Source organism: Salinisphaera sp. T31B1 (assembly GCF_040361275.1).
Taxonomy (GTDB): domain Bacteria; phylum Pseudomonadota; class Gammaproteobacteria; order Nevskiales; family Salinisphaeraceae; genus Salinisphaera.
The window spans coordinates 150,775-174,841 of the sequence record NZ_APNH01000005.1 but is presented as its reverse complement, the minus strand read 5'-3'; the positions used below and the strand labels follow the sequence as shown (position 1 = coordinate 174,841).

The following is a 24,067-nucleotide window of genomic DNA, read 5'->3' as shown; positions in this document are numbered from 1 at the left end:
GCCGCTCATGGTTTCAGATGGGCACGAATCTCGGGCAACTGCCGCCGCAGTGAGCCATCCACCAGACTCGGCGCAAACCGGTTTACACGCATGAACATGCGTTCCGGCCAGCCGACCTGGCACTCGGCACGTGGCTTTTCGATGAGCCCGGCCACGGCCGCGGCGATACGGGCCGGCGGATCGACCGCCATTTTCAGCGCGCCTTGCAGACCGCGTACCCGGGCATCGTTGATCGGGGTGTCCACCGCACGGGGGGCCAACAGCGAAACCGAGAGGTTGGTATCGGCGACTTCCCGACGCAGCGCCTCGGCGAAGCCTCGCAGCGCGAACTTGCTGGCGCTGTAGATCGAAAAGCCGGGATAACCGAGCGTGCCGAAACCCGACCCCATGAACAGCAGCTGGGCCTCGCTGCGTTCCAGCAGCCCCGGTAACAGCAGGCGCGTAAGCTGGATGGGGGCGACGACATTGGCGGCCATGACGTCGGCGATCGCCGTCGTATCGATCGATTCCAGCAAGCCGCTCACGTTGATGCCGGCGTTGTGCACCACCACGTTCACACCGCCTTGCCAACCGCCGGCGATCTCGGCCAGGTTCGACAGCGCCCCCCCGTCGCCCAGATCGGCCGGGGCGATGGCCACCCGCGCGCCGGACTCACGCAGGCCCGTAGCCATCTGTTCGAGTTCACGCTCGCGGCGGCCGCTGAGCAGCAGACAAGCGCCCTGCGCCGCCAGATGGGTAGCGATGGCCTGACCGATACCGCCGGTGGCACCGGTAAGCAGTACGCGCGCGTCGGCGATCTTCATGAGACCGCCCGATTTTCGTCGGGCACCGGCAGGCCGCGGAACATGTCGCCGTAAAGCCGGAAGATGACCCGGGCCACATGCGTGACCGCAGCCTTGTCCTGGTCATCCTCCAGTCGGTTCATGAGCTGCTCGAAGAACTTGATATGGTCCTGATCGAGACTGCCGTGGGTATTGAGATAAGTCAGCGCCTTGTCCGGCAGGCCGAGTTGCTTGCGGATGATCTCGGCGGCCGGTGTGGCCAGCTCGATGCTGGTGCCCTCCAGCACGTTCACCATGCCGAAGAACCCCACCGGGTTACCCCGATCGACCACGTGATAGGCATAGCTGACCATCAGCTCGGTTGCCATGGCCGGGCCACCCTCGCGAACCGCCTGGGCATCACCGCCCACCCGGTCTATATCGGCCAGGATCCACTCCTGGTGGCCCATCTCTTCTTCGATATATTCGCCCAGCGCCTCGCGCAACCATTCCAGACGCGCGGGTAGACGCGACCCGCAGGCCATGAGCAGTGGCACCGTATGCTTGACGTGGTGATAGGCTTGGGTCAGGAACGCGATATAGCTGTCACGCGTGACCCGGCCGTCGAACACCGCGCGAATGATCGGTGCCGAGCGCAGGTATTCGCGATCGGCGGCGGTATCGGCCTGGAGTTGATCGTAGAAATTCATAGGGGTCTGCCTTTATCGGTTCAGCCTGGATGGGAAGCCGCTCGCATCGCGCTCGCGAGTTCGGCAATACGTGTCTCGTAACAAGCGGCCACGGCTTCGCGTCGCAATCGACCGTTGCCGGTGGCCTGTGAATTGAACGCAGAGAACGGCGCATCGGCTCTCAGCCACGCGCCGATGCGCGCATAAACGGGTAGCACGTGGTTGGCTGCCTGGACGGCCGCATCGAGATCGGCATCGACTGCGCCGGGTGCAGCCACCAGAACTGCGACATTGATCGGCATGGCCTCGCCGAACACCGCCGCTTGGCGCAGCGCCGTGTGTTGCAGCAGCACGGCCTCGGGCCATTCCGGATTGACGTTGCGGCCGAAACTGGTGATGAACTGGTTTTTCTTGCGCCCGCGCACGTACAGGTAGCCATCGTCGTCAAAGGCTCCCAGATCGCCTGTGGCAATCTCGGCCGGGGCCGGCGCTTCGCCCAGATAGCCGCGCATCGCGCTGCCGATCACGTGAATCTCGCCGTCATCGGCCAGCCGTACCCGTGCGTGCGGCAGCGCACGGCCCACACTGCCCGGACGCGCAGCGCCTGGCAGGTTGAGACTGACCACCGATGCGCATTCCGATAGCCCGTAGCCTTCGTAAACCGGCAAGCCCAGCGCGCAGGCCCGCTCGACCAGCCCGACCCCGACCTTGCCGCCACCGACGGCCACGAACTTGAGTGAGCCCGGCATCGGCGCGCCGGCTTCGCCCATCTGTACGAGCGCGCGCAGCAGTTCGGGCAACAGGATGACGCTGTCGGGCGTGTACTGGTGAAGACACGACAGCAGCCGGGTGGGATCGAATCCGCCGGCACCGCCGAAACCGATATGGGCCAGGGGCACGGCGAGTACGGTCGCGCCCACGCCCAGCGCGGCATAGGCACCGGCCACATTCTCCAGCAGCGTCGCAAAGGGCAGTACGCTCAGATGCCGGGTGATGCCCAGCTCGGCCAGTACATCGCCCAGCGTCGCGGCCAGCCGCAGCGCACTCGTCTGATCCAGGCATACACCCTTGGGGGTGCCGGTGCTGCCCGACGTGAACGTGATCTTGGTGGTGCCGGCGTGAAGCGCGACGGGCTCGACGTCGCCACGCGCGAGCAGCTCGAAGCCATGGCAGCGGCCGGCTGACTGCAGTCCCAGGCCAAGCCCCGTCAGCCGATACGGATCGTCGGCTACCACGTGATCGATGCCCGCACGCTCGATCGCATGAATCAGCTGACTATCGGAAAAGAACGACGGCAGCGGCACGGCCACGACGTCGCCCGCGAGCATGGCCAGATCGCAGCTCAACCAGTGCGGGCCGTTGTCGGCGAACAGGCCGACCACCTTGGCTCCCAGATCCGTGAAGCTCGCTCGCCAGCCGTCGATGGCCTGCTCCAGGCCGCGCCGATCCAGGTGAAGTGCCGGTCCGGCGACTGCGCAGTTGGTATTGAGCCAGCCGGGGTTCAACATGGCTGTGGCTGGCTTGATACCGGCTCGGCCGCAGCGGGCACGCGCGTCGCCGGCCCGATTCCGATCAGACCGGCATAGACATGGGGTCCATGGTCGTAATACCGGCCCCAGTCGGTGTCGCTGCGCGCAAGCCGGGACGGCTCGGCCAGGCCCAGGTCCAACGGCTGCAGCTGGAGACGACGAAAACTGTTGACCAGACTGCGGGTGGCGGTGAATGCGGCGATGCGATAGCCCGCCGCACCCAGCCAACCGATGGCCATGAGGATCAGCCGCCGAGCGGCGCCGGACCAGTCCGCGGCCAGCCCACCGACCTCGACCACGTCCGACCGGTGGGCAACCATCCCCAAGCGCCCGCCCAGCAGCGTATCGACCGGGGCATCGAGGTACTGCTCGAGAAACAGCCCGCCGGCGTCGGCGGGTCGGAAGCCCAGACAACCTCTCAGGCCTGCTTCGTCGAACAGAGCCAGCTGATGCGGGAAGAAATCAGCCAGGCGCGCGCCGTACTGGCGCGCATAGCACTCGGTCACGAAGCGCTCGATTTGCGCCCGGCCACAGGTCTGTGGCTGGTAATAGCGAAGATGCGCGCCGCGCACCGCTCTCGACATGGCTGCCATCGGCGGCCCCATCCGTGGATGATGCGGCCGAGATTAGACAGCGAAACTTAAGGTTTGCTTATGCCGGGCGCACGCTCGCCGAGGCGTCTCAGGCGGTCGTCGTATCCATCGGCCAGAGCCGGGCGGCACCGCGTACACCCGAGGCGTCGCCGTGTAGTGCCGGCAGCAAACGGGTCTCGATGCCATCGGCGAAAACGTGCTCGGTCCAGATCTTGGGCACTTCGCTGTACAACCAGCGAATCTGGGACAATCCGCCGCCGACCACGATCGCCTCGGGGTCGATGAGATTGATCACCAGCGCCATCGCCCGGGCGACCCGCCTGAGCCAGGCGCGCAGCGTAGCACCGGCCAGACGCTCACCGGCCTCGGCGCGCGCAACGATCTCCTCGGCATCGAGACGGCTGCCGCCGCGGCGCAGATGATCAGCACTCATGCCGGGCCCGGAGAGCCAGGTCTCCAGACACCCGTCGAGCCCGCACCAGCACCGAGGCGGCTGTCGCGCCTCCGAGGCGGTCGGCCATGGCAGGTTGATATGGCCCCACTCGCCGACCAGACCGTTGCAGCCGCGCAGCGGCCGACCCTCGACGATCACGCCGCCGCCGACGCCGGTACCCAGAATCACGCCGAACACGCTGGCCGCACCCGCCGCGGCTCCGTCATGGGCTTCCGACAGCGCCAGACAGTCGGCATCGTTGGCGATACGAACCTCTCGCGCCAGCGCGCACTGCAGGTCGTCGGCCAGCGGCCGGCCATTCAGGCATTGCGAGTTCGCGTTTCGCATGCGGCGCGTGCCCGGTACGACACTGCCTGGCGTACCAATTCCCAGCGGCAATCTCTCCACCCCCGCCTCCGACTCGAGCGCATCGACCAACGCCTTGATCGCAGCGATGGTCGCGCGGTAGTCGCCGGAAGGGGTATCTACGCGCCGCTCGGCCACGACGCGGTCTCCTTCGCCGAGCACGATGCCGGCGATCTTGGTGCCTCCGAGGTCCACGCCGAGCCGCATTGCGCTGCCCTTCATGTCATGCGCTCGTCATGCGGGCGATCCATTCTGACGAACGATCCGGGAGGTAACGGGTCCAAGCATGCGGAGGTGGCGAACATGATCCGACGGCATCTGGAATTTATCGGCTATGTTATCGCGGCCCGGCTCGTCGTGGGCGGCATTCCGTTCGGCCATATCGACGGCAGCGGCGAATTGCGCTGACGACTGCGCCGCCGGCGGGCTCGGGCTCAGTCTGGCCCCACATGCGCCGGACGGATCGCCGCGCCGAGCAGTTCGGCGCAATCGCCTTCGAGCTTGCAGTCGATCAGATCGTCGGCGCGTGTGCGGCCGCGGTTGACCGCGAGTATGGGCAGTCCCCGCCGCGCCGCATCGCGCACGAAGCGAAATCCCGACCAGACCATGAGGGACGATCCCGCGACAAGCACCGCATCCGCGTGTGCCAGCCCCGCCCAGGCCCGGTTGACGACCGGCCGAGGCACCGATCCGCCGAAAAACACCACGTCCGGTTTCAAGACGCCGCCACAGACAGGACAGTCGGGCACTCGGAACCGGCTGTAATCGACCGCTCCGAGTTCGATATCGCCATCGGGACGGATGGCGCCGGCGTCGGCCAGCCAATCACCGTTGTGCGCGATGAGCATCTGTTGGACGCGATGACGGGACAGACGTGTGTTGCAATCGAGACAGATCACGCGGTCCAGCCGGCCGTGCAGATCCACTACCCCACGGGCACCCGCGGCTTGATGCAGTCCGTCCACATTCTGAGTCACGAGGGCGGCGGTTCGGCCACTCGAAACGAGCGCGGCCAGCGCGTGATGCGCGGCGTTCGGTCGCGCTCGGGCGACCGGTGGCCAGCCCGCCATACTGCGCGCCCAATAGCGCTGTCGCTTGGCCGCCTGTCGCACGAATTCCTGGTGCTGTATCGGCGTGGCGCCCTTCCAGCCACCGTCGCGGTCTCGGTAGTCCGGAATACCCGAGTCGGTGCTGATTCCGGCGCCGGTCAGCACGAACAAACGGGGATGATCGTCGATGAACGCCCGCAGCCGATCGACGTCAGCCTCCGGTCCAGAGTTCAAACTGCCCACCGCGAGGCCGGTGCTGCGCCACGACCATGGACATCCCACAGGGCCGCTCGCTGCGCGTGTCGGCAACGATCAAGCGTCCACTGGCGCCCACGAGGGACCGATGACTCGTGCGCGAGGCCGCCCCAGCCGGGTGCCGATGACCAAGGTTTGATGTTCATAGGCGCGATTCTACGTACCGCCGCTCGCTCAGGATGCACTGCGGCCGATGGGCGCGGGTCGCTGGCGCCGAACACAAAAAAGCCCGCATCCCCGGGGATGCGGGCGCCTAAGCGTACGCACGCTCACGCCTGCAGCGCGATGGCGGACTAGTAGTTGGCCTGCTCGTGCACTTCGCCCTGACTCCGCATACCCGCATCGCCGGCCGTACCGCGCGCGCTGTCGTAGGTATCGCTACCGGTTGTGCGGGCCTTGTCATAGCCATCGCTGGCACGCCGCATGGTTTTTTCATGCATGGTGTCGGACGCCTGTCCTACGCCCTGCTGCATGCGCTGGCTCGACGACGACATGGCACCGCCGGCGCGCTCCTGCATGTTCGATGCGCCGCTGCGCATGCGCTGCTGAGCGTTCGATGTGTCGCTCTTGAGCCGTTTCGAGCCGTCCTTCATCATGATATAGGTCTGCCCACCGGACACCGAATCCCCGACGACGCCGGCATTCGAATGTGCCGCCTGCATGCCGGCCTCGTACTGTTCCAGCGTGATACCACCCACCGGACCGTTCTGTCGGGCGTCGGCCTCCATCGTGGCCGAGGTATCGAACGAGTCGTATGCCTTGGCCAGGGCAGGATCTTTCGACGCTTCGGAGCGACTGATCACGCCGTCGCCGTTGGTGTCGAGCGAGCGGAACTGGGCCGCGACTGAGGCATCGACGTTGGCGTTTTGATCCATACCCGACGCCGAGGCGCTGCCACTCATGGCGCTGCCCTGGGCCGCGAGGCCGGACCCGGCCACCATGGCCAGACTGAGCGCAATTGCGGTTTTCTTGAACATAACTACCCTTCCTTGTCGGGTCGTCTGCGAATTACCGCCACCACACTACGCCATCGATCTGAATGCCTGCTTAAGCCCCGGCCGACGGAACCGGTCTAACCGTTGTCGCGCCGCTGTTCATCCTGCTGCGCCTCGACTTCCTTCATACCGGGCACGAACAGGCGCGCCATCCAGATCCCGATCTCGTAGAGCAGATAGATCGGCACGGCCAGCAGCGTCTGCGATATCACATCGGGCGGGGTCAGCAGCATTCCCACGCCGAAGGCCGCCACCACGATATACGCCCGGTAACTGGCCAGCTGGCGGGGCGTAACGAAACCGGCCCAGACGATCAGGAAAATCGCCACCGGCAGTTCGAAAGCGATGCCGAACGCCATGAACATGCCCAGCACGAAGTCCAGATACGCCGAGATGTCGGTCATGACCGCCACGCCGGCCGGCGCGACCGAGATGAAAAACCCGAACACCACGGGGAAGACCACGTAATAGGCGAACGCCATCCCCAGATAGAACAGCCCCGTGCTGGAGATCAGCAGTGGCGTGACCAGGCGTTTTTCCTGCGCATAGAGCCCGGGGGCGACGAACATCCATATCTGATATAGAGTCCACGGCAGCGACAGCGCGACCGAGACCAGCATCGCCAGTTTGAACGGTGCCAGAAACGGCGCCGCTACGCCGGTCGCGATCAGACTGTTGCCCACCGGCATGTGCGACAGCAGCGGCCCGGACAGGAACGTGAACAGATCGCGGGCGAAATAAGCCGCGGGCACGAATACGATCAGGATGCCGATCACGATACGCAACAACCGTGTACGCAGTTCCAGCAGATGCGCGATCAGCGGCTGTTCTTCGGCCTGGAAATCATCGTGGCTCATGAATGTCGATCGTCATGCCGGGCGGCATCGGCCACCGGGTTGGTCGTGTCCTGTTCGCCCGGGGATGACTGTGAATCGTCCGGCGAAGCGGTGCGGGCCTGGGTGGGTTCGCCACGCTCGCTCATGCGGGCGGTGGCTTCGGCGCGCGAGCGCGGCGCGTCCGGATCGACCGAAGTCTTGACCTGGCTGGCGGTCTCGCGCGTATCGGCCTCGATCTGCTCGCGGGCGCGCCGTACCTGCGAGCGCAGATCGTCGACATTGACTTCGCGCTCGAGCTCACTGGTCAGCCCGCGTACATAACCCTTGGCACGGCCAATCCAGGTGCCAAGGGTACGGGCGACCACGGGCAGCCGCTCCGGGCCCAGCACGATCAGGCCGATCACGGCCATCAGCGCAAGCTCCCAGAAACCTACGTCGAACATGACGCCTCGGCGGTAGACAATCGGTGCGGCATGGAACGTTCTCTAATCGTGCCGATCGGATTCCTCACGATGGGGGTTGCGCTGGCGCGCCTCTTCGACGGGGCCGGTATTGGGCTTGGTCTTGCCCAGTTCGTCGACGAGCTGCGGATCTTCAGGGCGCTTGCGGGCGTCCTGGGTCGTGCTGTCGTCATCGTGTTCGCTGTCCTTCATGGCGCCACGGAAGTCCTTGAGCGCCGAACCCAGATCGCCCCCGAGATTGCGCAAGCGCTTCGTGCCGAAAACCAGCACGACGATTACCAGAAGAATCAGAAGCTGCCAGATGCTGATACCACCAATCATGATTACCTCGTCTGAATTGTAGACCCGGCGCCTAGCGCGAGCGGGCGGCCTTTTCCTGTATCCCGGAGATGCCGAATCGCCGGGCGAGTTCGTCTTCGACGGCCTTCACGTCGAGCCCGCGTGACTGCAGCAACACCATACAGTGAAACCAGAGATCGGCGACCTCGTGCACCAGATGGGCGTCGTCGTCCTCGAGCGCGGCCTCCACCACTTCGCCGGCCTCTTCGGTGATCTTGGTGTTGATCGCGCTCGTGCCACCAGCATACAAAGACGCCGTGTAGCTCTTGGCCGGGTCGGCCTGACGCCGTTGGGCCAATGCGTTGTCCAGAGCCGTGAAGATATCGATATTACTCATGCAAACCGTACATGGCCTGGGGATCGACGACGACCGGATCGCGTGTGACCCAGCGGCCATTGTCGTAAACCTGGAAAAAACACGACTCGCGGCCGGTATGACAGGCGACGCCGCCGATCTGCTCGACGATCAGCAATAGCGCATCGTTGTCGCAATCCAGCCGGATTTCGACAATACGCTGAAGATTGCCTGACGTCTCGCCCTTGCGCCACAGCTTGGCACGCGAACGTGACCAATACGTTGCATAGCCGGATTCGATGGTCGCGGCGAGCGATTCACGATTCATCCAGGCCAGCGTCAACACGCGATGGCTGTCCACGGACTGGGTGATGGCAGGCGCGAGTCCGCGCGCGTCCCAGGCGACATGATCCAGCCAATCGGCGTCGGAGCCGACAGCGGGCGGGGTGGGGTTGTCTCGACTCACGGTGTCTCTTGGAATCCTTTCGTCGTTCGTCATCTTACGCCCTGGCTGGCATCACGAACACAGGCCAACGTCAGCTGTTGCAACTGGACAAGGCGCGCTCTAATGTTGCGCCGCATGAAGATCATAATCCTGGGGGCCGGCGAGGTGGGGGCGACACTCGCCGAGAATCTCGCGCACGAGGCCAACGACGTGACCGTGGTGGATACCGACGAGTCGCTGCTGCGCCCGCTCCAGGATCGGCTCGACATCCGCGCCGTCCACGGCTATGCCGCGCATCCGGATGTCTTGCGCAACGCCGGCGCCAACGATGCCGACATGATCATCGCGGTCACCGCCACCGACGAGATCAACATGGTGGCCTGCCAGATCGCCTACACGCTGTTCCATACGCCGACCAAGATCGCGCGCATCCGCGCTTCCGAATATCTCGTCGAAGGCCGTCTGTTCCATCAAGACGCGATCCCGATCGACATGAGCATCAGCCCGGAACAGCTGGTGACCGACTATATCAAGCGGCTGGTGCAGTACCCGGGTGCGCTGCAGGTGGTCGATTTCGCCGAGGGGCGGGTCCAGGTCGTGGGCGTCAAGGCCTACTACGGCGGACCGCTGGTCGGCAAGGAACTGCGCGCGCTCAGGGAGCACCTGCCCCAAGCCGATACGCGCGTGGTCGCGATCTATCGCCGCGGCAAACCGATGATCCCCCAGGGCGATACGGTCATCGAAGCCGACGACGAAGTCTTCTTCGTGGCCGCACGCCGCAACATCAAGCAGGTGATCAGCGAGCTGCGCAAGATCGACCGCCCGGTCAAGCGGGTGATGCTCGCCGGCGGCGGCAATATCGGCCTGCGGCTTGCGCTGGCATTGGAAAATCATTGCCAGGTCAAGATCATCGAGAACAATCCCGAACGAGCCGGCTGGCTGTCCGAGAAGGTCAATCGCTCGATCGTGCTCAAGGGCGATGCCGCCAACGAGTCGTTGCTGCTCGAGGAGAATATCGAGTCGGTCGATGTATTCTGTGCGATCACCAACGACGACGAGGCCAATATCCTGTCCGCGATGCTGGCCAAGCGCCTGGGTGCGCGCAAGGCCATGTCGCTGATCAACCGGCTGGCCTACGTGGATCTCATCGAATCCTCCGGCACGCAGATCGATATCGCGATCTCGCCCAAGCAGTCGACCATCTCGGCGCTGCTGGCCCACGTGCGCCGCGGCGATGTGGTTCGCGTACATACGCTGCGGCGCGGCGCGGCCGAAGCCATCGAGGCCATCGCCCACGGCGAACGGGACAACTCCCGTGTGGTCGGCCGCCGTATCGAGGAGATCAAGCTGCCGCCGGGCACGACCATCGGCGCCATCGCACGCGGCGACGAAGTGCTCATCGCTCACCACGACACTCTGATCGAATCCGGCGATCACGTGATGCTGTTCATCATCGATAAGAAATACACCGCCGATGTCGAGAAGCTGTTCCAGGTGGGCGTGTCGTATGTTTAGCCGCAGCGTCCGGGCCTAGCGGCCCGGCGGACCGTCGATGAGACTGCAGCTGAACTACTATTTCGCCGTGGTGCAGCGGGTGCTGGGCCTGCTGCTGATGATTTTTTCCACCAGCATGCTGATCCCCATGATCCTCGGCCTGGTCTACGGCGACGGCGAGGCGGACGCTTTCGGCATCGGTTTCCTGATCACGCTCGGCACCGGGGTACTGTTGTGGCTACCGGTTCGTCACGTTCGGCGTGAACTCAAGATCCGCGACGGTTTTCTCGTCGTGGTGCTGTTCTGGATGGTGCTGAGCCTGTTCGGCGCGGTGCCGCTGTATCTGGCCACGCGCCCGGATATCGGCATCACCGACGCGGTGTTCGAATCGGTCTCGGGGCTTACCACGACCGGCGCGACGGTACTTACCGGGCTCGACACCCTGCCCCACGCGGTGCTGTTCTGGCGTCAGCTGCTGCACTGGATGGGCGGCATGGGCATCATCGTGCTCGCGGTGGCGGTGCTACCCATGCTGGGCGTCGGCGGCATGCAGCTATACCGCGCGGAAACGCCGGGGCCGGTCAAGGATTCCAAGCTCACCCCGCGTATTCGCGAAACCGCCAAAGCACTCTGGTACCTGTATCTGTCGCTGACCGCCTTCTGTGCGCTGGTGTTCTGGCTCGCCGGAATGAACGGCTTCGACGCCATCAGCCATGCGTTCTCGTCGATTGCCACCGGGGGGTTTTCCAACCACGACCTATCGCTGGGGCACCACGACAGCGCGGTCATCGAACTGGCCGCAATCATCGCCATGATCGTAGGCTCCATCAGTTTTTCCATGCATTTCATGGTCTGGCGTTCGGCCAACCCGCTGACCTACTGGAAGGATGCCGAGACGCGCACCTTCTTGATCATGGTCGCTGCAGCCACCCTGCTGGCCACGGTGGTGCTGATGGTCTCCGGCACGTACGTGTCGCTGCCCTCGGCGTTCATCAAGTCCATGTTCCAGGTGGTATCGATCGGCACCACGACCGGCTTCACGACGACCGATTACTCGCTCTGGCCCAGTTTTTTGCCGATGTTTCTGCTGCTGGGCAGCTTCGTGGGCGGCTGTGCCGGGTCGACCACCGGCGGCATGAAAGTAGTGCGCTTCATCCTTCTGTCCAAGCAGGGATTGCGCGAGATCAGCCGGTTGATTCATCCCAACGCCGAGATTCCGATCAAGATCAGCGGCAAGGTGATCCCCGACCGGGTCATTCAGGCGGTCTGGGGATTTTTCGCCGTCTATATCACCGTGTTCGTGGTGATGTTTCTGATCCTTCTATCGACCGGTCTGAGTGAGCTCACCGCGTTTTCGGCGGTCGCAGCCTCGATCAACAACCTCGGTCCGGGCCTGGGCGAGGTGTCGTCGAACATGGCTGGCCTGCCGGGCATCGCCAAGTGGGTGCTGTGCATGGCCATGCTGCTCGGCCGTCTTGAAGTGTTCACCCTGCTGGTCATCCTCTCGCCGGCGTTCTGGCGTCGCTGATCCGGTGATGGCCGGGCCACTGCCCGGCTCGGTTACACTGCGCGGCATGGACATGAAACAGCGACTCCAAGACATGCTCGCCGGCGGCCAGGACAACGCGCTGCTGCGTTTTTCGCTCGGCGAACTGCTGGCCAAGGAAGGCGAGCACGCCGCGGCGGCCGAGCATCTCGGCGAAGCGGTCGCCCTGGACCCGGACTATTCCGCAGCCTGGAAACTCTACGGCAAGGCGCTGCTGGACAGCGGCCAGGTCGAGCCGGCGATCGACGCGCTCGAACATGGGATCACCGTGGCCGAAGCGCGCGGGGACAATCAGGCGGCACGAGAAATGCAGGTGTTCCTGCGCCGGGCCGCCAAGCAGGGCGGGTCTCGCGACACAGCGGATGCCCCCTGATGTCGGTTTATACGCGCGTCGACGAACAGGACCTCGCCGCGCTGCTGGCCGACTATTCCATCGGCGAGCTGGAAGGCCATCGCGCGATCGCGGCCGGCATTACGAACACGAATTACTTCGTCGATACCAGTTCGGGCCGCTGGGTGCTGACCCTGTTCGAGCAGATGGATACCGGCTCGCTGCCGTTCTTCATGCAGCTGATGGACCACCTCGCGGGTCATGGCGTGCCGGGCGCACACCCGGTGGCCCGCAACGATGGCGGTTTCCTGAGCCGGGTCCGTGACCGGCCGGCGGCACTGGTCTACCGGCTGGCCGGGGCCAGCGTCATTGCGCCTTCACCGCGCCAGTGTGCGTCGCTGGGCGGCGTCGTCGCGGAAATGCATCGGGCGGTGCGTTCATTCGACCAGCGCCAGGCCAACCCGCGCGGGCTGAGCTGGATCGCGGACGCACGGTCCCGACTGGCCGAACGGCTGGATGCCGACACCCTGGCCCTGCTCGACGACGAGATCGCCTACCAGACCACGCAGACGCGACAGGTCTACTCCGTATTGCCCGAAGCCGTCGTGCACGCCGACATGTTCCGCGACAACGTTCTGTTCGAGGACGATCGCGTATCGGGCATCATCGATTTCTACTACGCCTGCCACGACTATCTGCTGTTCGATCTGGCCGTGATCTGCAACGACTGGGCTTTCGACGACGAGGGCATCTATCGTGCCTCGCACTGGCGAGCGTTCATCGATGCCTATGCCCGCCGGCGCGCCCTGACATTTGACGAACAGGCCGCATGGCCGGCGATGCTACGTGCGGCCGCCTTGCGGTTCTGGGTCTCGCGATTGGTGGACTACCATTTTCCGATGGACGGCGCGGTCACTCACGTACATGACCCGACGCCCTTCGAGCGCCTGTTGCGCCAGCATCGGCGGTGGCCCCCGAACTGCGTGGAACAGGGCAGCGGCGTCGATCACGCGTCGTGATCGCGCTGCTCCAGCGCGTCACACGCGCCTCGGTGACCATCGACGATCAGGAACAGGCCGCGATCGGCGCCGGGCTGCTCGTATTCGTGGCCGCCGTACCCGACGACACGCCCGCCCGCGCCGAACGACTGGCCGAGCGGGTCCTGGGCTATCGCGTGTTCGCCGATGCCAGTGGACGCATGAACCGCAGCGCAATCGATGCCGGTCTGGCCGTGTTGGCCGTACCTCAGTTCACGCTGGCCGCGGACACACGTCGTGGCACCCGGCCCGGTTTTTCCTCCGCCTGCCCGCCTGATCGCGCCGCCCCGTTGTTCGATGTATTCGTCACCGCGTTGCGCACCACCCACAGGCCGGTGGCCCAGGGTCTGTTCGGCGCCGACATGCAAGTCGGGCTCATCAACGACGGACCGGTCACATTCTGGCTGCAGAGCTAGTCGCATGCGGTGCGGCCGGCACGGCCGTCGATGCGTTCGCGTTGCCCATGCAATGGGCGTATTATCCCGCGTTCCGGAGTGTTCCAGAGCTTATTTCAGGCCCATGAAGGCACGACGCGCGACCATCGCACGCCAGACCGCCGAAACCGATATCCGGGTCACCGTCGACCTGGACGGCGAAGGCGTGTTCAAGGCCGACACCGGCGTGGGGTTTTTCGACCACATGCTGCATCAGATCGCCCGTCATGGGCTGATCGATCTCGACGTGGCCGCGGTCGGCGATCTGCATATCGACGATCATCACACGGTCGAGGATGTGGGCATCTGCCTGGGCCAGGCGCTGCGCGAAGCCGTGGGCGACAAGCGCGGGCTGGTGCGTTATGGACATGCCTATGTGCCGCTCGACGAAGCATTGTCGCGGGTGGTGGTAGACCTGTCGGGCCGGCCGGGCCTGTTCTTCGATGCCCAATTCACCCGCGACAAGATCGGCACCTTCGATGTCGAGCTCGTACGCGAGTTCTTCCAGGGCCTGGCCAGCGCCGGGGCGCTGACCCTGCACATGGACGCAATCAAGGGCGCCAACGCCCATCATGTGGCCGAAACGCTTTTCAAGGCCTTCGGACGCGCGCTGCGCATGGCCGTGTCGGCCGACGAGCGCGCCGGACAGGCCATGCCGTCGACCAAGGGCAGTCTCTAAAACCTTTCAAGCGAGCTTATGGCAACCGTCGGTATCATCGATTACGGAATGGGCAATCTGCACTCGATTGCCAAGGCCCTGCGCTATGTCGCCTCGGACGAGCAGATCGAGGTCAGCTTCGACCCGGATGCGCTCGCCAAGATGGACCGTCTGGTACTGCCGGGCGTCGGCGCGATCGGCCATTGCATGGAAGAACTGCATCGGCTCGAGCTCGACGACATGATCCGCTCGCAGCTCGGCAGCAAACCCTTGATGGGCGTCTGCCTGGGTATCGAAGCCTTGATGGCGCATTCGGAGGAATCCGGCGGCGTGGCCTGCCTGGGCGCATTCCCCGGCGATACGGTGCGTTTCGCCCGCCCCGACGAGCAGCCCGACGGCGTACGCCGCAAGATTCCCCACATGGGCTGGAACCAGGTACGCCAGGAGCGGCATCACCCGCTGTGGAAAGACATCGCCCCGGCGAGCTGGTTCTATTTCGTGCACAGCTATCACGTCGTGCCCGAGGACGAGCGTCATATCGCCGGCACGACCGATTACGGCGTCCGCTTTGCGTCGGTGATCCTGCGCGAGAACGTATTTGCCGTGCAGTTCCATCCTGAGAAGAGTCAGTCGGCAGGGCTGCAACTGCTGGCCAACTTCCTGGAATGGGACGGCAGCGCCTGACCCATTCGACCTGCGCATATCGCATGTCTCATTCATCCCAGCCGTAGACGAGGAATTCCGGCGTGCTACTTATCCCCGCGATCGATATCAAGAACGGCCAGTGCGTACGCCTGCGCCAGGGCGATATGGACAAGAACGTCACCGTGTTCGACGACGACCCGGTGGCGGTGGCCCGGCGCTGGTGTGAAGCCGGCGCCGACCGGATCCATGTGGTCGATCTCGACGGCGCCAAGGCTGGCTACCCCGTCAACGACCGGGTGATCGGCGAGATCGTGGCCGCGGCCGGCCGGATTCCGGTTCAGGTCGGCGGCGGCATCCGCGACGAAGCCGCTATCGAGACGTATCTGGAGCGCGGCGTCGAGTTCGTCATTCTCGGTACGCGGGCGGTCTCGGAGCCGCATTTCGTGGCCGACGTGGGCGTCGAATTTCCCGGGCGGATCATCGTCGGTCTGGATGCGCGCGACGGCATGGTCGCCACCGACGGCTGGTCCAAGCTGTCCAACCACACGGTGGCTGACCTGGCCCAGCAGTTCGAGGCCGACGGCGTGGTCGCGATCATCCATACCGACATTAGCCGCGACGGCATGATGCAGGGCGTGAACGTGCAGGCCAGCCGTGCCCTGGCTGCGGAACTGACCATTCCGGTCATCGCCTCGGGCGGGGTGACCAACATCGACGATATCGAAGCCCTGCTCGGCGCCGTCAGCGACGGCGTGGCCGGCGCGGTCATCGGCCGCGCGCTCTACGAGGGCACGATAGACCTCGCCGCGGCACGCCAGCTGGTCAACTATCGCCAGCAGCGCAGCGGAGGCTCGGCGTGAGCCTGGCCAAACGCATCATCCCCTGCCTGGATATCGACAAGGGCCGCGTCGTCAAGGGCGTCAAGTTCCTGGAGATCAAGGATGCCGGCGATCCGGTGGAGATCGCGCGGCGCTACGATCAACAGGGCGCCGACGAACTGGTGTTTCTGGACATCAGTGCCAGCCACGAGGATCGCGGTACGCTGATGGACGTGGTCGAGCGCGTCGCCGGCGAAGTGTTCATTCCCCTGACCGTGGGCGGCGGCGTGCGATCCTTGCCGGATGTACGCCGACTGCTGTCGGCCGGTGCCGACAAGGTCTCGATCAACACCGCGGCGATCTCCAACCCCGATTTCGTACGTGAAGCCGCCTATCGCTACGGATCTCAGTGCATCGTGGTCGCCCTGGACGCCAAGAACGTGGCCAAGAAGAACGAACCGCCGCGCTGGGAGATATTCACCCACGGCGGACGCAAGTCCACCGGTATCGATGCCATCGAATGGGCCCGCAAGCTCGTCGGGCTGGGCGCCGGCGAAGTGCTGCTGACCAGCATGGACAAGGACGGTACCAAATCCGGCTTCGATCTCAAGCTGACCCGGGCGATCTCCAACGCGGTCGATGTACCGGTCATCGCCTCGGGCGGTGTCGGCAGCCTCGAGGATCTGCACGACGGTCTCGAGATCGGCGCAGCCGACGCGGTACTGGCGGCCTCGATCTTCCATTTCGGCACCTATACTATTCAACAGGCCAAGGGTTTTCTCGCCGAGCGCGGCGTGGTGGTTCGAGACCCGATCTACCGCTGACCGGTTGCAGGCGCGCTACCGGAGTCGGTCCATGCACAACAACGTTCTGGCCGCGGCCGTTCTGGGCCTGTTCGTCGCCGTCGGCCTGGTGCTGGGCGGCAGCTATCTCAACAGCGCGGCGGTGAGCTGGAAATCGGCCGACCGCACGGTCACCGTCAAGGGCCTGGCCGAACGTCAGGTACCGGCCGATCTCGCACTCTGGCCGTTGCACTTCACCGTGACCGGCAACGACCTGAACAGCGTCCAGCGACAGGTCGATACCCAGGCAGCGGTCATTCGGGCGTTCCTTCGAGACGCTGGTTTCGATGCCCAGGAAGTGAGTCTGACCTCCCCTCAGGTCACCGACCAGTACGCCAACAACTACGGTAATCAGCGCCCGGAAGATCGCTATTCGGCCGAAGCCACCGTGCTCGTGCGCACCGCCAAGATCTCCGCCGTCAAGAACGCCATGCCGCGGGTGGGTTCACTGATCGCACAGGGCGTGCTGCTGTCGCCCAACTACAACTACCGTACCGAGTTCCTGTTCACCGGACTGGAAGCCATCAAGCCCGACATGATCGCCGCCGCCACGGCCGATGCCCGAGCCGCCGCGCGGCAATTCGCCGAGGACTCCGGTAGCGATGTCGGCCAGATACGCAGCGCGACGCAGGGCTATTTCTCGATCGAGGATCTGGACAGCTATACGCCCGACGTCAAGAAAGTGCGCGTAGTCACGACCATCGATTACGCCCTGGACGACTGAACTCCGCGGCGAGTCCCGATCGACGCGAGCCAAATACGCCACGACGTACGGCCGGTGCCGGCACCTCGGGCCCCTCGCCGATCCCCTGGAATCGATTCCGTGGCGTTCGGATCGAACGTCCGTTCTAGGACCGTCCCAGACCCGGCCCATGTCCGCTAGCTGAATGTCGAGCGATCGCGACGCCGGGCCGGGCGCTGTCGCATCCCGTCTTCGCTTACCCTGCGGTCGACGTGCTGGCGCACGGCATGCCACGAACGGTCCGGCCAGGAGCCCGCGCCGACCCAGGCTCAACCCCGGCGGGCTTCGGCCGGCGGGTGTGCGTCGTCACACCCGGCACCAGAACGGAGGCATCGGCGCGTAGCGCGTACCCGTGGCAGATCCGACGGCCCGGGCGTTGCTGCGACGCGTCCGGCTGGCGTGCATCGCCGGACGGTGTGAGACCGGGCGACCGGGCAAAAAAAATCCGGCCCTCATTGCAACGAGAGCCGGATCGACATATAGCGGGCAGTTTCCAGGCGCCAACGCATCTGGCCCTGGTCCCTGCCGCCGCTGGACGCCTATACGGTATCAGGTGGTCTGTTCTTCGTGCTTGCCTTCGGCGATCTCTTCGATCATCTTGGCGCAGAACGCGTCGAGATCATCGGGGGTACGGCTGGTCACCAGCGCCTCGTCGCAGACGACCTCGCGGTCGACCCAGGTTGCACCAGCGTTTTTCAGATCGGTCTGTACCGAGGGAAACGACGTGAGCGTGCGGCCGTTGACCACATCCGCCTCGATCAGCACCCACGGCGCGTGGCAGATGGCCCCGACCGGCTTGTGCTGGGCGAAGAAATCGCGCACGAAGGATACGGCCTTGTCGTTGGTACGCAGCGTATCCGGATTGGCCAGGCCGCCCGGCAGCACCAGTGCGTTGTAGTCGCCGGCCGAGACCTGATCGACGGTCTTGTCGACCGGTTTCGGATCGCCCTTCGGCTCGCCGCCGCTTTCGCCCTGAATCTTGCCGGATTCGAGCGAGATCAGTTCGACATCAGCGCCTGCGGCCTTGATTTCGTCCCACGGCTGAGTCAGCTCGGAGTACTCGAAACCGTTCGTGGCCAAGAATGCAATCTTCTTGCCTTTGAGTTCGTCGCTCATCACAACTCCAGTTCGGTCGATGAATCAGTACCCGACCAAGCGTGCGGTTGTGCGCAATCGATTCAACTCCGTAATGCTACGTAATACCGGCGCCCGTCAAGCCGAGCCACGTTCGAGTACGGCGTAATAAAACCCGTCGAAGCCGTGCATGCCAGGCGCGATGCGTCGCCCGTAGCGTTCGGCAAACCCCCAGCGCGCATCGATGACGTGCTCGTGCGCATCGGCCGTACGCGCGAGAAATGTATCGACCACATCGACGCCTTCGGCACGCAAAATCGAACAGGTCGCATAGACCAGCCGGCCGCCCGGCGCGAGTGTGGGCCACATTGCCTCCAGCAGAGCGAGCTGGCGCTCGGCGGCCGCGGCGATATCTGCCGGCCGACGCAGCCATTTGATATCGGGATGGCGACGGATCACGCCGGTGCCGCTGCACGGCGCATCCAGCAGGATGCGATCGAAAGCACGGCCATTCCACCAGACCTCGGGCCGGGCGGCGTCGGCCGTCTCGACCTTGGCGGTATGCCCGATCCGGGCAAGCGTCTGGTTGAGCGTAGCCAGCCGTTGGGCGTCGATATCCAGCGCCAACAGATCGATATCGGCCCGCTCCAGCAGATGCGCGCTCTTGTTGCCCGGCGCCGCACAGGCATCCAGGACCCGATCACCGTCGCGCGCGCCGACCAGCACGGCGGCCAGCTGCGCCGCGCCGTCCTGGATCGAGATGCGCCCGTCGGCGAATCCCGGCAGCTCGGCGGCGGCAATCGGCGTATCGAGCGTGAGCACGCTGTCGCATACACGGGCAGCCTCGCTGTGCAGGCCGGCCTCGACCAGCGCACGCATGGCAACAAAGCGATCGCCGTGGCGCGCGTTGGCACGCAGGTGCATGGGCGCCGGCCGATTGCCGCCGGCGAGCACGTTTGGCCACTGGCCGCCCCAGTCGGTGCGAATCCGTTCGACCAGCCAATCCGGATAGCTATAGCGCACCCCCGGGCCGGCCTCATCGTTACCCGCGGCCGCGGCCTGACGCTGATGGCCGCGCAGAATCGCATTGACCATGCCGCGCGCCTTGCCGAGCTTGAGCACGGCACTCGCCGCGACGGTGGCGTGCACGGCTGCATGCGGTGGCACCCGCATGGACTCCAGCTGGTAGAGACCGACCAGCAGCAGCGCGCGCAAAAGCGGTTGCGGCTTGCGCGACAGCCGTGGCGCAAGCCGCGCGTCCAGCGCTCGGTAGTCGCGCAATACGCCATAGGCCATGGCCGACACCAGCCCGCGATCGCCGGCGCCCGGATCGGCCGCGATCTCAGCAAGCGCAGCATCGAGACTGCGCCCGTCGTTCATCACCGCAGCGACGATCCGGGCGGCCCGGGCGCGCGAGGCCGCGCCGTCGGCGATGTCGTTGCCCGCGTGGCGTCGGTGTTTATTCAAAACGGCGACCGACCCAGTCACGACCGTTGACTGCCGCGGCCGCATCCATGCGCTTCTTGCCCGGCAATTGCAGCTCCTGGATTCGCAGCGTACCGGCCCCGGTGGCGATATCGATCCCCTTCGCACTCGCCGCAACGACCGTACCCGGCTCGGCTGTATCGCCGGTAGCCGGGGCGTTTGTGGCACGCCAGAAGCGCACCGGCTGGCCATCCAGACGCGCATGCGCCACCGGCCACGGCACGAACGCACGCACCGCCCGCACGATTTCATCGGCACGTCGACGCCAGTCGATGGCCGCCTCGGCCTTGTCCAGGCGATGGGCATAGCAGGCCTGGGACTCGTCCTGCGGCTCGGCGTGCACCCCGTCCGGGAGCTGGCCCAGAAAATCCGCCAGCTCCTTCGCGCCCACCTCGGCGAGCGTGTCGTGCAGCGTGCCGGCGGTAGTGTCTCCGTCGATGGGCACGGCGCGACGCACGATCATGGGCCCGGTATCCAGGCCCGCGGCCATCTGCATGAGCGTCACACCGGTTTCGCTGTCGCCGGCCAGAATGGCACGCGCGATCGGCGCGGCCCCACGCCAGCGCGGCAACAGCGAGGCGTGCACATTGATGCAGCCGTATTGCGGTAATGCCAGCACCTTTTTCGGCAGCAGCAGACCATAGGCCACGACCACGATCAGGTCCGGCTCGAGGGCGGCGAGTTCGCCAAAGGCATGCGCGTTCTTGAGCGATTCCGGCTGCTGTACGGGCACGTTCAATTCAAGCGCGCGCTGCTTGACCGGTGAGGCGGCCAGACGGCGCCCCCGGCCGGCCGGCCGATCCGGCTGGGTGAGCACACCCACCAGGCGATGCCCGCTGGCTGCGATGGCCTCCAGGCACGGTACGGCGAATTCGGGAGTGCCGGCAAAGACGATATTCATGGGCATCACATTCGCTCAGCCGCCGGCCTTTTCAGCTTCGGACTGACGCGCGGCCTTGGCCAGTTTGCGCCGTATTCGCTCGCGCTTGAGACGCGACAACTGGTCGATATACAGCCCCCCGTCCAGATGAGCCAGCTCATGCTGAACACACTGGGCCAGCAGGCCCTCGGCGTCCATCTCATAGCGCTCGCCGTGCCGGTCTTGAGCGGCAAAACGCAGACGCGCGTAGCGTTTTACCCGGTCGTAATGCTCCGGCACCGACAGGCAGCCTTCATCGACGGTCTCCAGCTCCTCGGCCCAGAGAATCTCGGGGTTGCACATCACCAGAGGCTCAGTCTTGTCGTCCGAGCAATCCATGACGGCCACGCGGCGCGTATCCCCGACCTGGGTCGCCGCCAACCCCACGCCCGGGGCGTCGTACATGGTCTCGAACATGTCGTCGATAAAGCGCGATAGCGCATCATCGAATGTCGAGATCGGGCTGGTGGCCTCCCTGAGCCGCGGATCGGGGAAATGCAAAATCTCTAGAATCGCCATACTCTGTCGTTTTCAACGCGTCGCAAAATTGACCGGGCCCCGATCGACGGCCCCGGCGATGCGATGCGCGGGGCCGGCCGACGATCCGATGACGACATCGAAGCGGCCATGCAACAGAAGGGGGCGCGTCCTGGATGCGAGAGTATAACGGTTTGGATCGGACGCCGAGGCTTGGCGGGCTGGTAGCGGGCATGTTTTCGATCGCGCTGCTGGCCGGCTGCGCCAGCCGACCGGCCGCGCCGGTCGACAACGTGCAGCCCGTGATCGACCCGCCGACTGCCCAGCCGTTGGCAGCGCGCGCGCTGCCCGAGCTGAACGCCGCCGATCTCGACGCCCACATGCGCGCCGATGCGCCGCTGCGGTACGTAGTCAAACCGGGTGACACGCTCTGGGCGATTGCCGGATATTACCTGCGGGATCCCTGGTATTGGCCCCAGCTTTGGGACGACAACCCCGATATCGCCAACCCCCATCTGATCTACCCTGGCGAAGTGCTGATACTCACGCGCAGCGCCGACGGCCAGCCCATGCTGGCCCGCGCGCGCACCGAGCGCCTGTCGCCGCACGTGCGCGAGCAACCGCTCGACAACATCGCCACCATTCCCCTGGACGCAATCCGCGCCTTTCTCACAGGCCCGCGGCTGGTATCGGCCAAACAGATCAACGCAGCGCCCTATGTCGTGTCGTTTGTCGACGAGCATCTGGTCGGCGGCAAGGGCACTACAGTCTATATCCGCGATATCGACCTCGACGGCGCGCCTACGGAAAGCTACAGCCTCGTACGCGACAGCGGTCCGTATACCGATCCGGTCAACGGCGAGATTCTGGGGCGCCAGGCGGTCCCGGTCGGTGAGATCGATATCGATACATTCGATACGGTGTCCACCGGCCGGATCACCCGCAGCTACCGCGAAGCGCTGGTAGGCGATCGCCTGTTACCGCTCGAACAGCAGGATCTGGTGCGGCATTTCTATCCGCATGCGCCCGGGGCGCCGGTCGACGGACGCATCATCTCGGTGTACGACGGTGTCGCCGCGGTCGGCCAGTACCAGGTGGTCACGCTGGACGTGGGAGAAGACGACGGCATCGAACGCGGTCATGTGCTGGATATATTCGAAGCCGGCCGTGTCGTGCGCGACCCGGTCAAGGGCGGCCAGGTTCAGTTACCGCCGTTGCAATCGGGCCAGTTGATGGTGTTCAAGACCGATGCCCGGGTGAGTTTCGCATTGATCATGCGGGCACAACGTGCGGTTCATGTCGGCGATACGGTCGCGGCCCCGCAGGCCTGAGTGTTCATGGGCTCGCTCCACGCCAAGCGCACACAGCAGCCGCGATGAGTCGGCGCGACTGGCTGCAACTGGCCTGTATTCCGGGCATCGGGCCCACGTTCGCCGCGCGCCTGATCGAACGGTTCGGCACCCCGGCCTCTGCGCTTGCCGCTGGCGATAGCGCGTGGCGCGAACTCGGCGTTCCGCGCGCGGTGCTCGCGGCCCGTGCGAGCCGCGACAACCCCCGCCTGGTCGAGGCCGAGCAGTGGTTGGCCGAGCCTCACCACGAGCTGATAAGCCGTGAACATCCGCATTATCCCCAGGCGCTGGCCGAGCTCGACCCGTCACCGCTCTGGCTGTTTGCCAACGGCGACACGGACCTGCTGCGCTACCCCGCGATTGCGATCGTGGGCAGCCGCAACCCGACCCCGGCGGGGCTGGACGCGGCGCGCGAATTCGGCGGCGCACTGGCCGCCGCCGGGCTGGTCGTGGTGTCGGGCCTGGCACGCGGCATCGATGCCGCCGCCCATGAAGGCGCGCTGGCGGCCGACGGCATGACCATCGCGGTATGCGGTACGGGGCTGGACCGCGTCTATCCGGCCATTAACAAGCCGCTGGCCGAGCGGATTGCGGCCGACGGGCTGCTGCTCAGCGAATTCGCGCTCGGCACCCAGCCGATACGCGGCAATTTCCCGCGCCGGAATCGCATCATCGCCGGTCTGTGCTCGGCAACACTTGTGATCGAGGCCGCCCGTGCGTCAGGCTCGCTGATCACCGCCCGCATGGCGGCCGCAGCCGGGCGCGACGTCTTCGCCCTGCCCGGCTCGATTCACAACCCATTGGCTCGCGGCTGTCATCAACTGATCCGGGATGGCGCAAAACTGGTGGAGACGACCGAGCACATACTCGAGGATATCGCCGGCGTGCTGCCCGGCTTCCGCGCGTCGGCACCCGCGGAGCGCGAACCGGGTCAGTCGCCGGATCGTCAATGCGATCAAGCGGATGCGGCAATCGCCGACGATGACCACCGGGTGCTGCTCGAAGCGCTCGGCCACGCCCCTGCGCGGATCGACGAACTGATCGCACGGACGGGCTGGTCGGCAGATGCGGTATCATCGACGCTGCTCATTCTGGAGCTGGAAGGACACGTGGTCACCACCCCGGGCGGTGCCTACAGCCGGGTCGTCTGACGCTCCGGACCATTTACCG

Annotated in this window: 27 protein-coding genes and 1 pseudogene; 12 read left to right on the top strand and 16 right to left on the bottom strand. The window is 65.3% G+C overall.

What is annotated here, in order from left to right; translation table 11 throughout:
- Window positions 1-5 precede the first annotated feature (5 nt).
- The 12 genes and pseudogenes from T31B1_RS17655 to hisI all read right to left on the bottom strand — a co-directional run bounded on the left by T31B1_RS17655 (window position 6) and on the right by hisI (window position 9,067).
- A complete protein-coding gene (locus T31B1_RS17655) occupies window positions 6-803 on the bottom strand; it encodes an SDR family oxidoreductase (RefSeq protein WP_353250855.1) in 798 nt (265 codons plus the stop codon).
- On the bottom strand, window positions 800-1,471 hold the full coding sequence (locus T31B1_RS17650) for an iron-containing redox enzyme family protein (protein WP_353250854.1): 672 nt from the start codon (window positions 1,469-1,471) through the stop codon (window positions 800-802). Before T31B1_RS17650 ends, T31B1_RS17655 begins: the two co-directional genes overlap by 4 nt.
- A gap of 20 nt (window positions 1,472-1,491) precedes the next feature.
- Window positions 1,492-2,958, bottom strand: coding sequence for an AMP-binding protein (locus T31B1_RS17645; protein ID WP_353250853.1), 1,467 nt, complete (start codon window positions 2,956-2,958; stop codon window positions 1,492-1,494).
- On the bottom strand, window positions 2,952-3,563 hold the full coding sequence (locus T31B1_RS17640; RefSeq protein ID WP_353250852.1) for a thermostable hemolysin: 612 nt from the start codon (window positions 3,561-3,563) through the stop codon (window positions 2,952-2,954). Before T31B1_RS17640 ends, T31B1_RS17645 begins: the two co-directional genes overlap by 7 nt.
- 97 nt (window positions 3,564-3,660) lie before the next feature.
- On the bottom strand, window positions 3,661-4,593 hold the full coding sequence (locus T31B1_RS17635; RefSeq protein ID WP_353250851.1) for an ROK family protein: 933 nt from the start codon (window positions 4,591-4,593) through the stop codon (window positions 3,661-3,663).
- A gap of 212 nt (window positions 4,594-4,805) precedes the next feature.
- Window positions 4,806-5,654, bottom strand: coding sequence for an NAD-dependent protein deacetylase (locus tag T31B1_RS17630; protein ID WP_353250850.1), 849 nt, complete (start codon window positions 5,652-5,654; stop codon window positions 4,806-4,808).
- A 314-nt stretch (window positions 5,655-5,968) separates the two neighbouring features.
- Entirely contained in the window at window positions 5,969-6,652 is a 684-nt protein-coding gene (locus T31B1_RS17625) for an EF-hand domain-containing protein (RefSeq protein WP_353250849.1), read from the bottom strand.
- Between the two features lie 95 nt (window positions 6,653-6,747).
- Window positions 6,748-7,527, bottom strand: a complete 780-nt coding sequence (tatC, locus tag T31B1_RS17620; protein WP_353250848.1) for a twin-arginine translocase subunit TatC — start codon at window positions 7,525-7,527, stop codon at window positions 6,748-6,750.
- Window positions 7,524-7,949, bottom strand: a complete 426-nt coding sequence (tatB, locus tag T31B1_RS17615; protein WP_353250847.1) for a Sec-independent protein translocase protein TatB — start codon at window positions 7,947-7,949, stop codon at window positions 7,524-7,526. Before tatB ends, tatC begins: the two co-directional genes overlap by 4 nt.
- 200 nt (window positions 7,950-8,149) lie before the next feature.
- Window positions 8,150-8,291, bottom strand: a pseudogene (tatA, locus tag T31B1_RS20080) (twin-arginine translocase TatA/TatE family subunit); the annotation flags it as partial.
- 28 nt (window positions 8,292-8,319) lie between these two features.
- On the bottom strand, window positions 8,320-8,643 hold the full coding sequence (locus T31B1_RS17605) for a phosphoribosyl-ATP diphosphatase (RefSeq protein WP_353250846.1): 324 nt from the start codon (window positions 8,641-8,643) through the stop codon (window positions 8,320-8,322).
- Window positions 8,636-9,067: a phosphoribosyl-AMP cyclohydrolase gene (gene hisI, locus T31B1_RS17600; protein ID WP_353250845.1), complete on the bottom strand. Its 432-nt coding sequence runs from the start codon at window positions 9,065-9,067 to the stop codon at window positions 8,636-8,638. The genes T31B1_RS17605 and hisI overlap by 8 nt, the downstream gene beginning before the upstream one ends.
- 102 nt (window positions 9,068-9,169) lie before the next feature.
- Between hisI and trkA the strand changes: the two genes are divergently transcribed.
- From trkA to T31B1_RS17550, 10 genes are all read left to right on the top strand, one after another.
- Complete coding sequence (gene trkA, locus T31B1_RS17595) at window positions 9,170-10,561, top strand: Trk system potassium transporter TrkA (RefSeq protein ID WP_353250844.1); 1,392 nt, start codon at window positions 9,170-9,172, stop codon at window positions 10,559-10,561.
- Window positions 10,562-10,598: 37 nt separating this feature from the next.
- On the top strand, window positions 10,599-12,068 hold the full coding sequence (locus T31B1_RS17590) for a TrkH family potassium uptake protein (protein WP_353250843.1): 1,470 nt from the start codon (window positions 10,599-10,601) through the stop codon (window positions 12,066-12,068).
- Between the two features lie 46 nt (window positions 12,069-12,114).
- Entirely contained in the window at window positions 12,115-12,459 is a 345-nt protein-coding gene (locus T31B1_RS17585; RefSeq protein ID WP_353251069.1) for a tetratricopeptide repeat protein, read from the top strand.
- Window positions 12,459-13,436, top strand: a complete 978-nt coding sequence (locus T31B1_RS17580) for a homoserine kinase (RefSeq protein ID WP_353250842.1) — start codon at window positions 12,459-12,461, stop codon at window positions 13,434-13,436. Before T31B1_RS17585 ends, T31B1_RS17580 begins: the two co-directional genes overlap by 1 nt.
- Window positions 13,433-13,870, top strand: a complete 438-nt coding sequence (gene dtd, locus T31B1_RS17575; RefSeq protein ID WP_353250841.1) for a D-aminoacyl-tRNA deacylase — start codon at window positions 13,433-13,435, stop codon at window positions 13,868-13,870. Before T31B1_RS17580 ends, dtd begins: the two co-directional genes overlap by 4 nt.
- A 103-nt stretch (window positions 13,871-13,973) precedes the next feature.
- Window positions 13,974-14,567, top strand: a complete 594-nt coding sequence (gene hisB / locus T31B1_RS17570) for an imidazoleglycerol-phosphate dehydratase HisB (RefSeq protein WP_353250840.1) — start codon at window positions 13,974-13,976, stop codon at window positions 14,565-14,567.
- 18 nt (window positions 14,568-14,585) lie between these two features.
- The gene (gene hisH / locus T31B1_RS17565; RefSeq protein WP_353250839.1) at window positions 14,586-15,230 is read left to right on the top strand and encodes an imidazole glycerol phosphate synthase subunit HisH; all 645 of its coding nucleotides are present in this window, start codon (window positions 14,586-14,588) and stop codon (window positions 15,228-15,230) included.
- A gap of 62 nt (window positions 15,231-15,292) precedes the next feature.
- Window positions 15,293-16,051 carry a 1-(5-phosphoribosyl)-5-[(5-phosphoribosylamino)methylideneamino]imidazole-4-carboxamide isomerase gene (hisA, locus tag T31B1_RS17560; RefSeq protein WP_353250838.1) on the top strand — a complete coding sequence of 253 codons (759 nt, stop codon included), beginning with the start codon at window positions 15,293-15,295 and terminating at the stop codon, window positions 16,049-16,051.
- Window positions 16,048-16,833, top strand: a complete 786-nt coding sequence (gene hisF, locus T31B1_RS17555; RefSeq protein WP_353250837.1) for an imidazole glycerol phosphate synthase subunit HisF — start codon at window positions 16,048-16,050, stop codon at window positions 16,831-16,833. Before hisA ends, hisF begins: the two co-directional genes overlap by 4 nt.
- 31 nt (window positions 16,834-16,864) lie before the next feature.
- Window positions 16,865-17,575: an SIMPL domain-containing protein gene (locus T31B1_RS17550; RefSeq protein WP_353250836.1), complete on the top strand. Its 711-nt coding sequence runs from the start codon at window positions 16,865-16,867 to the stop codon at window positions 17,573-17,575.
- 567 nt (window positions 17,576-18,142) lie between these two features.
- On the opposite strand, the gene T31B1_RS17545 is transcribed toward T31B1_RS17550, so the two are convergent.
- The 4 genes from T31B1_RS17545 to def form a co-directional block, all read right to left on the bottom strand.
- A complete protein-coding gene (locus T31B1_RS17545; protein ID WP_353250835.1) occupies window positions 18,143-18,709 on the bottom strand; it encodes a type 1 glutamine amidotransferase domain-containing protein in 567 nt (188 codons plus the stop codon).
- A 96-nt stretch (window positions 18,710-18,805) separates the two neighbouring features.
- Window positions 18,806-20,134, bottom strand: a complete 1,329-nt coding sequence (rsmB, locus tag T31B1_RS17540) for a 16S rRNA (cytosine(967)-C(5))-methyltransferase RsmB (protein WP_353250834.1) — start codon at window positions 20,132-20,134, stop codon at window positions 18,806-18,808.
- Complete coding sequence (gene fmt / locus T31B1_RS17535) at window positions 20,127-21,053, bottom strand: methionyl-tRNA formyltransferase (RefSeq protein WP_353250833.1); 927 nt, start codon at window positions 21,051-21,053, stop codon at window positions 20,127-20,129. Before fmt ends, rsmB begins: the two co-directional genes overlap by 8 nt.
- Before the next feature lie 15 nt (window positions 21,054-21,068).
- Complete coding sequence (gene def / locus T31B1_RS17530; RefSeq protein ID WP_353250832.1) at window positions 21,069-21,590, bottom strand: peptide deformylase; 522 nt, start codon at window positions 21,588-21,590, stop codon at window positions 21,069-21,071.
- A gap of 191 nt (window positions 21,591-21,781) precedes the next feature.
- On the opposite strand from def, the gene T31B1_RS17525 reads away from it, so the two are divergent.
- Together T31B1_RS17525 and dprA are read left to right on the top strand one after the other, a co-directional pair.
- Window positions 21,782-22,879: a LysM peptidoglycan-binding domain-containing protein gene (locus T31B1_RS17525; protein WP_353250831.1), complete on the top strand. Its 1,098-nt coding sequence runs from the start codon at window positions 21,782-21,784 to the stop codon at window positions 22,877-22,879.
- Between the two features lie 44 nt (window positions 22,880-22,923).
- Window positions 22,924-24,048, top strand: a complete 1,125-nt coding sequence (gene dprA / locus T31B1_RS17520; protein ID WP_353250830.1) for a DNA-processing protein DprA — start codon at window positions 22,924-22,926, stop codon at window positions 24,046-24,048.
- Window positions 24,049-24,067: the final 19 nt, after the last annotated feature.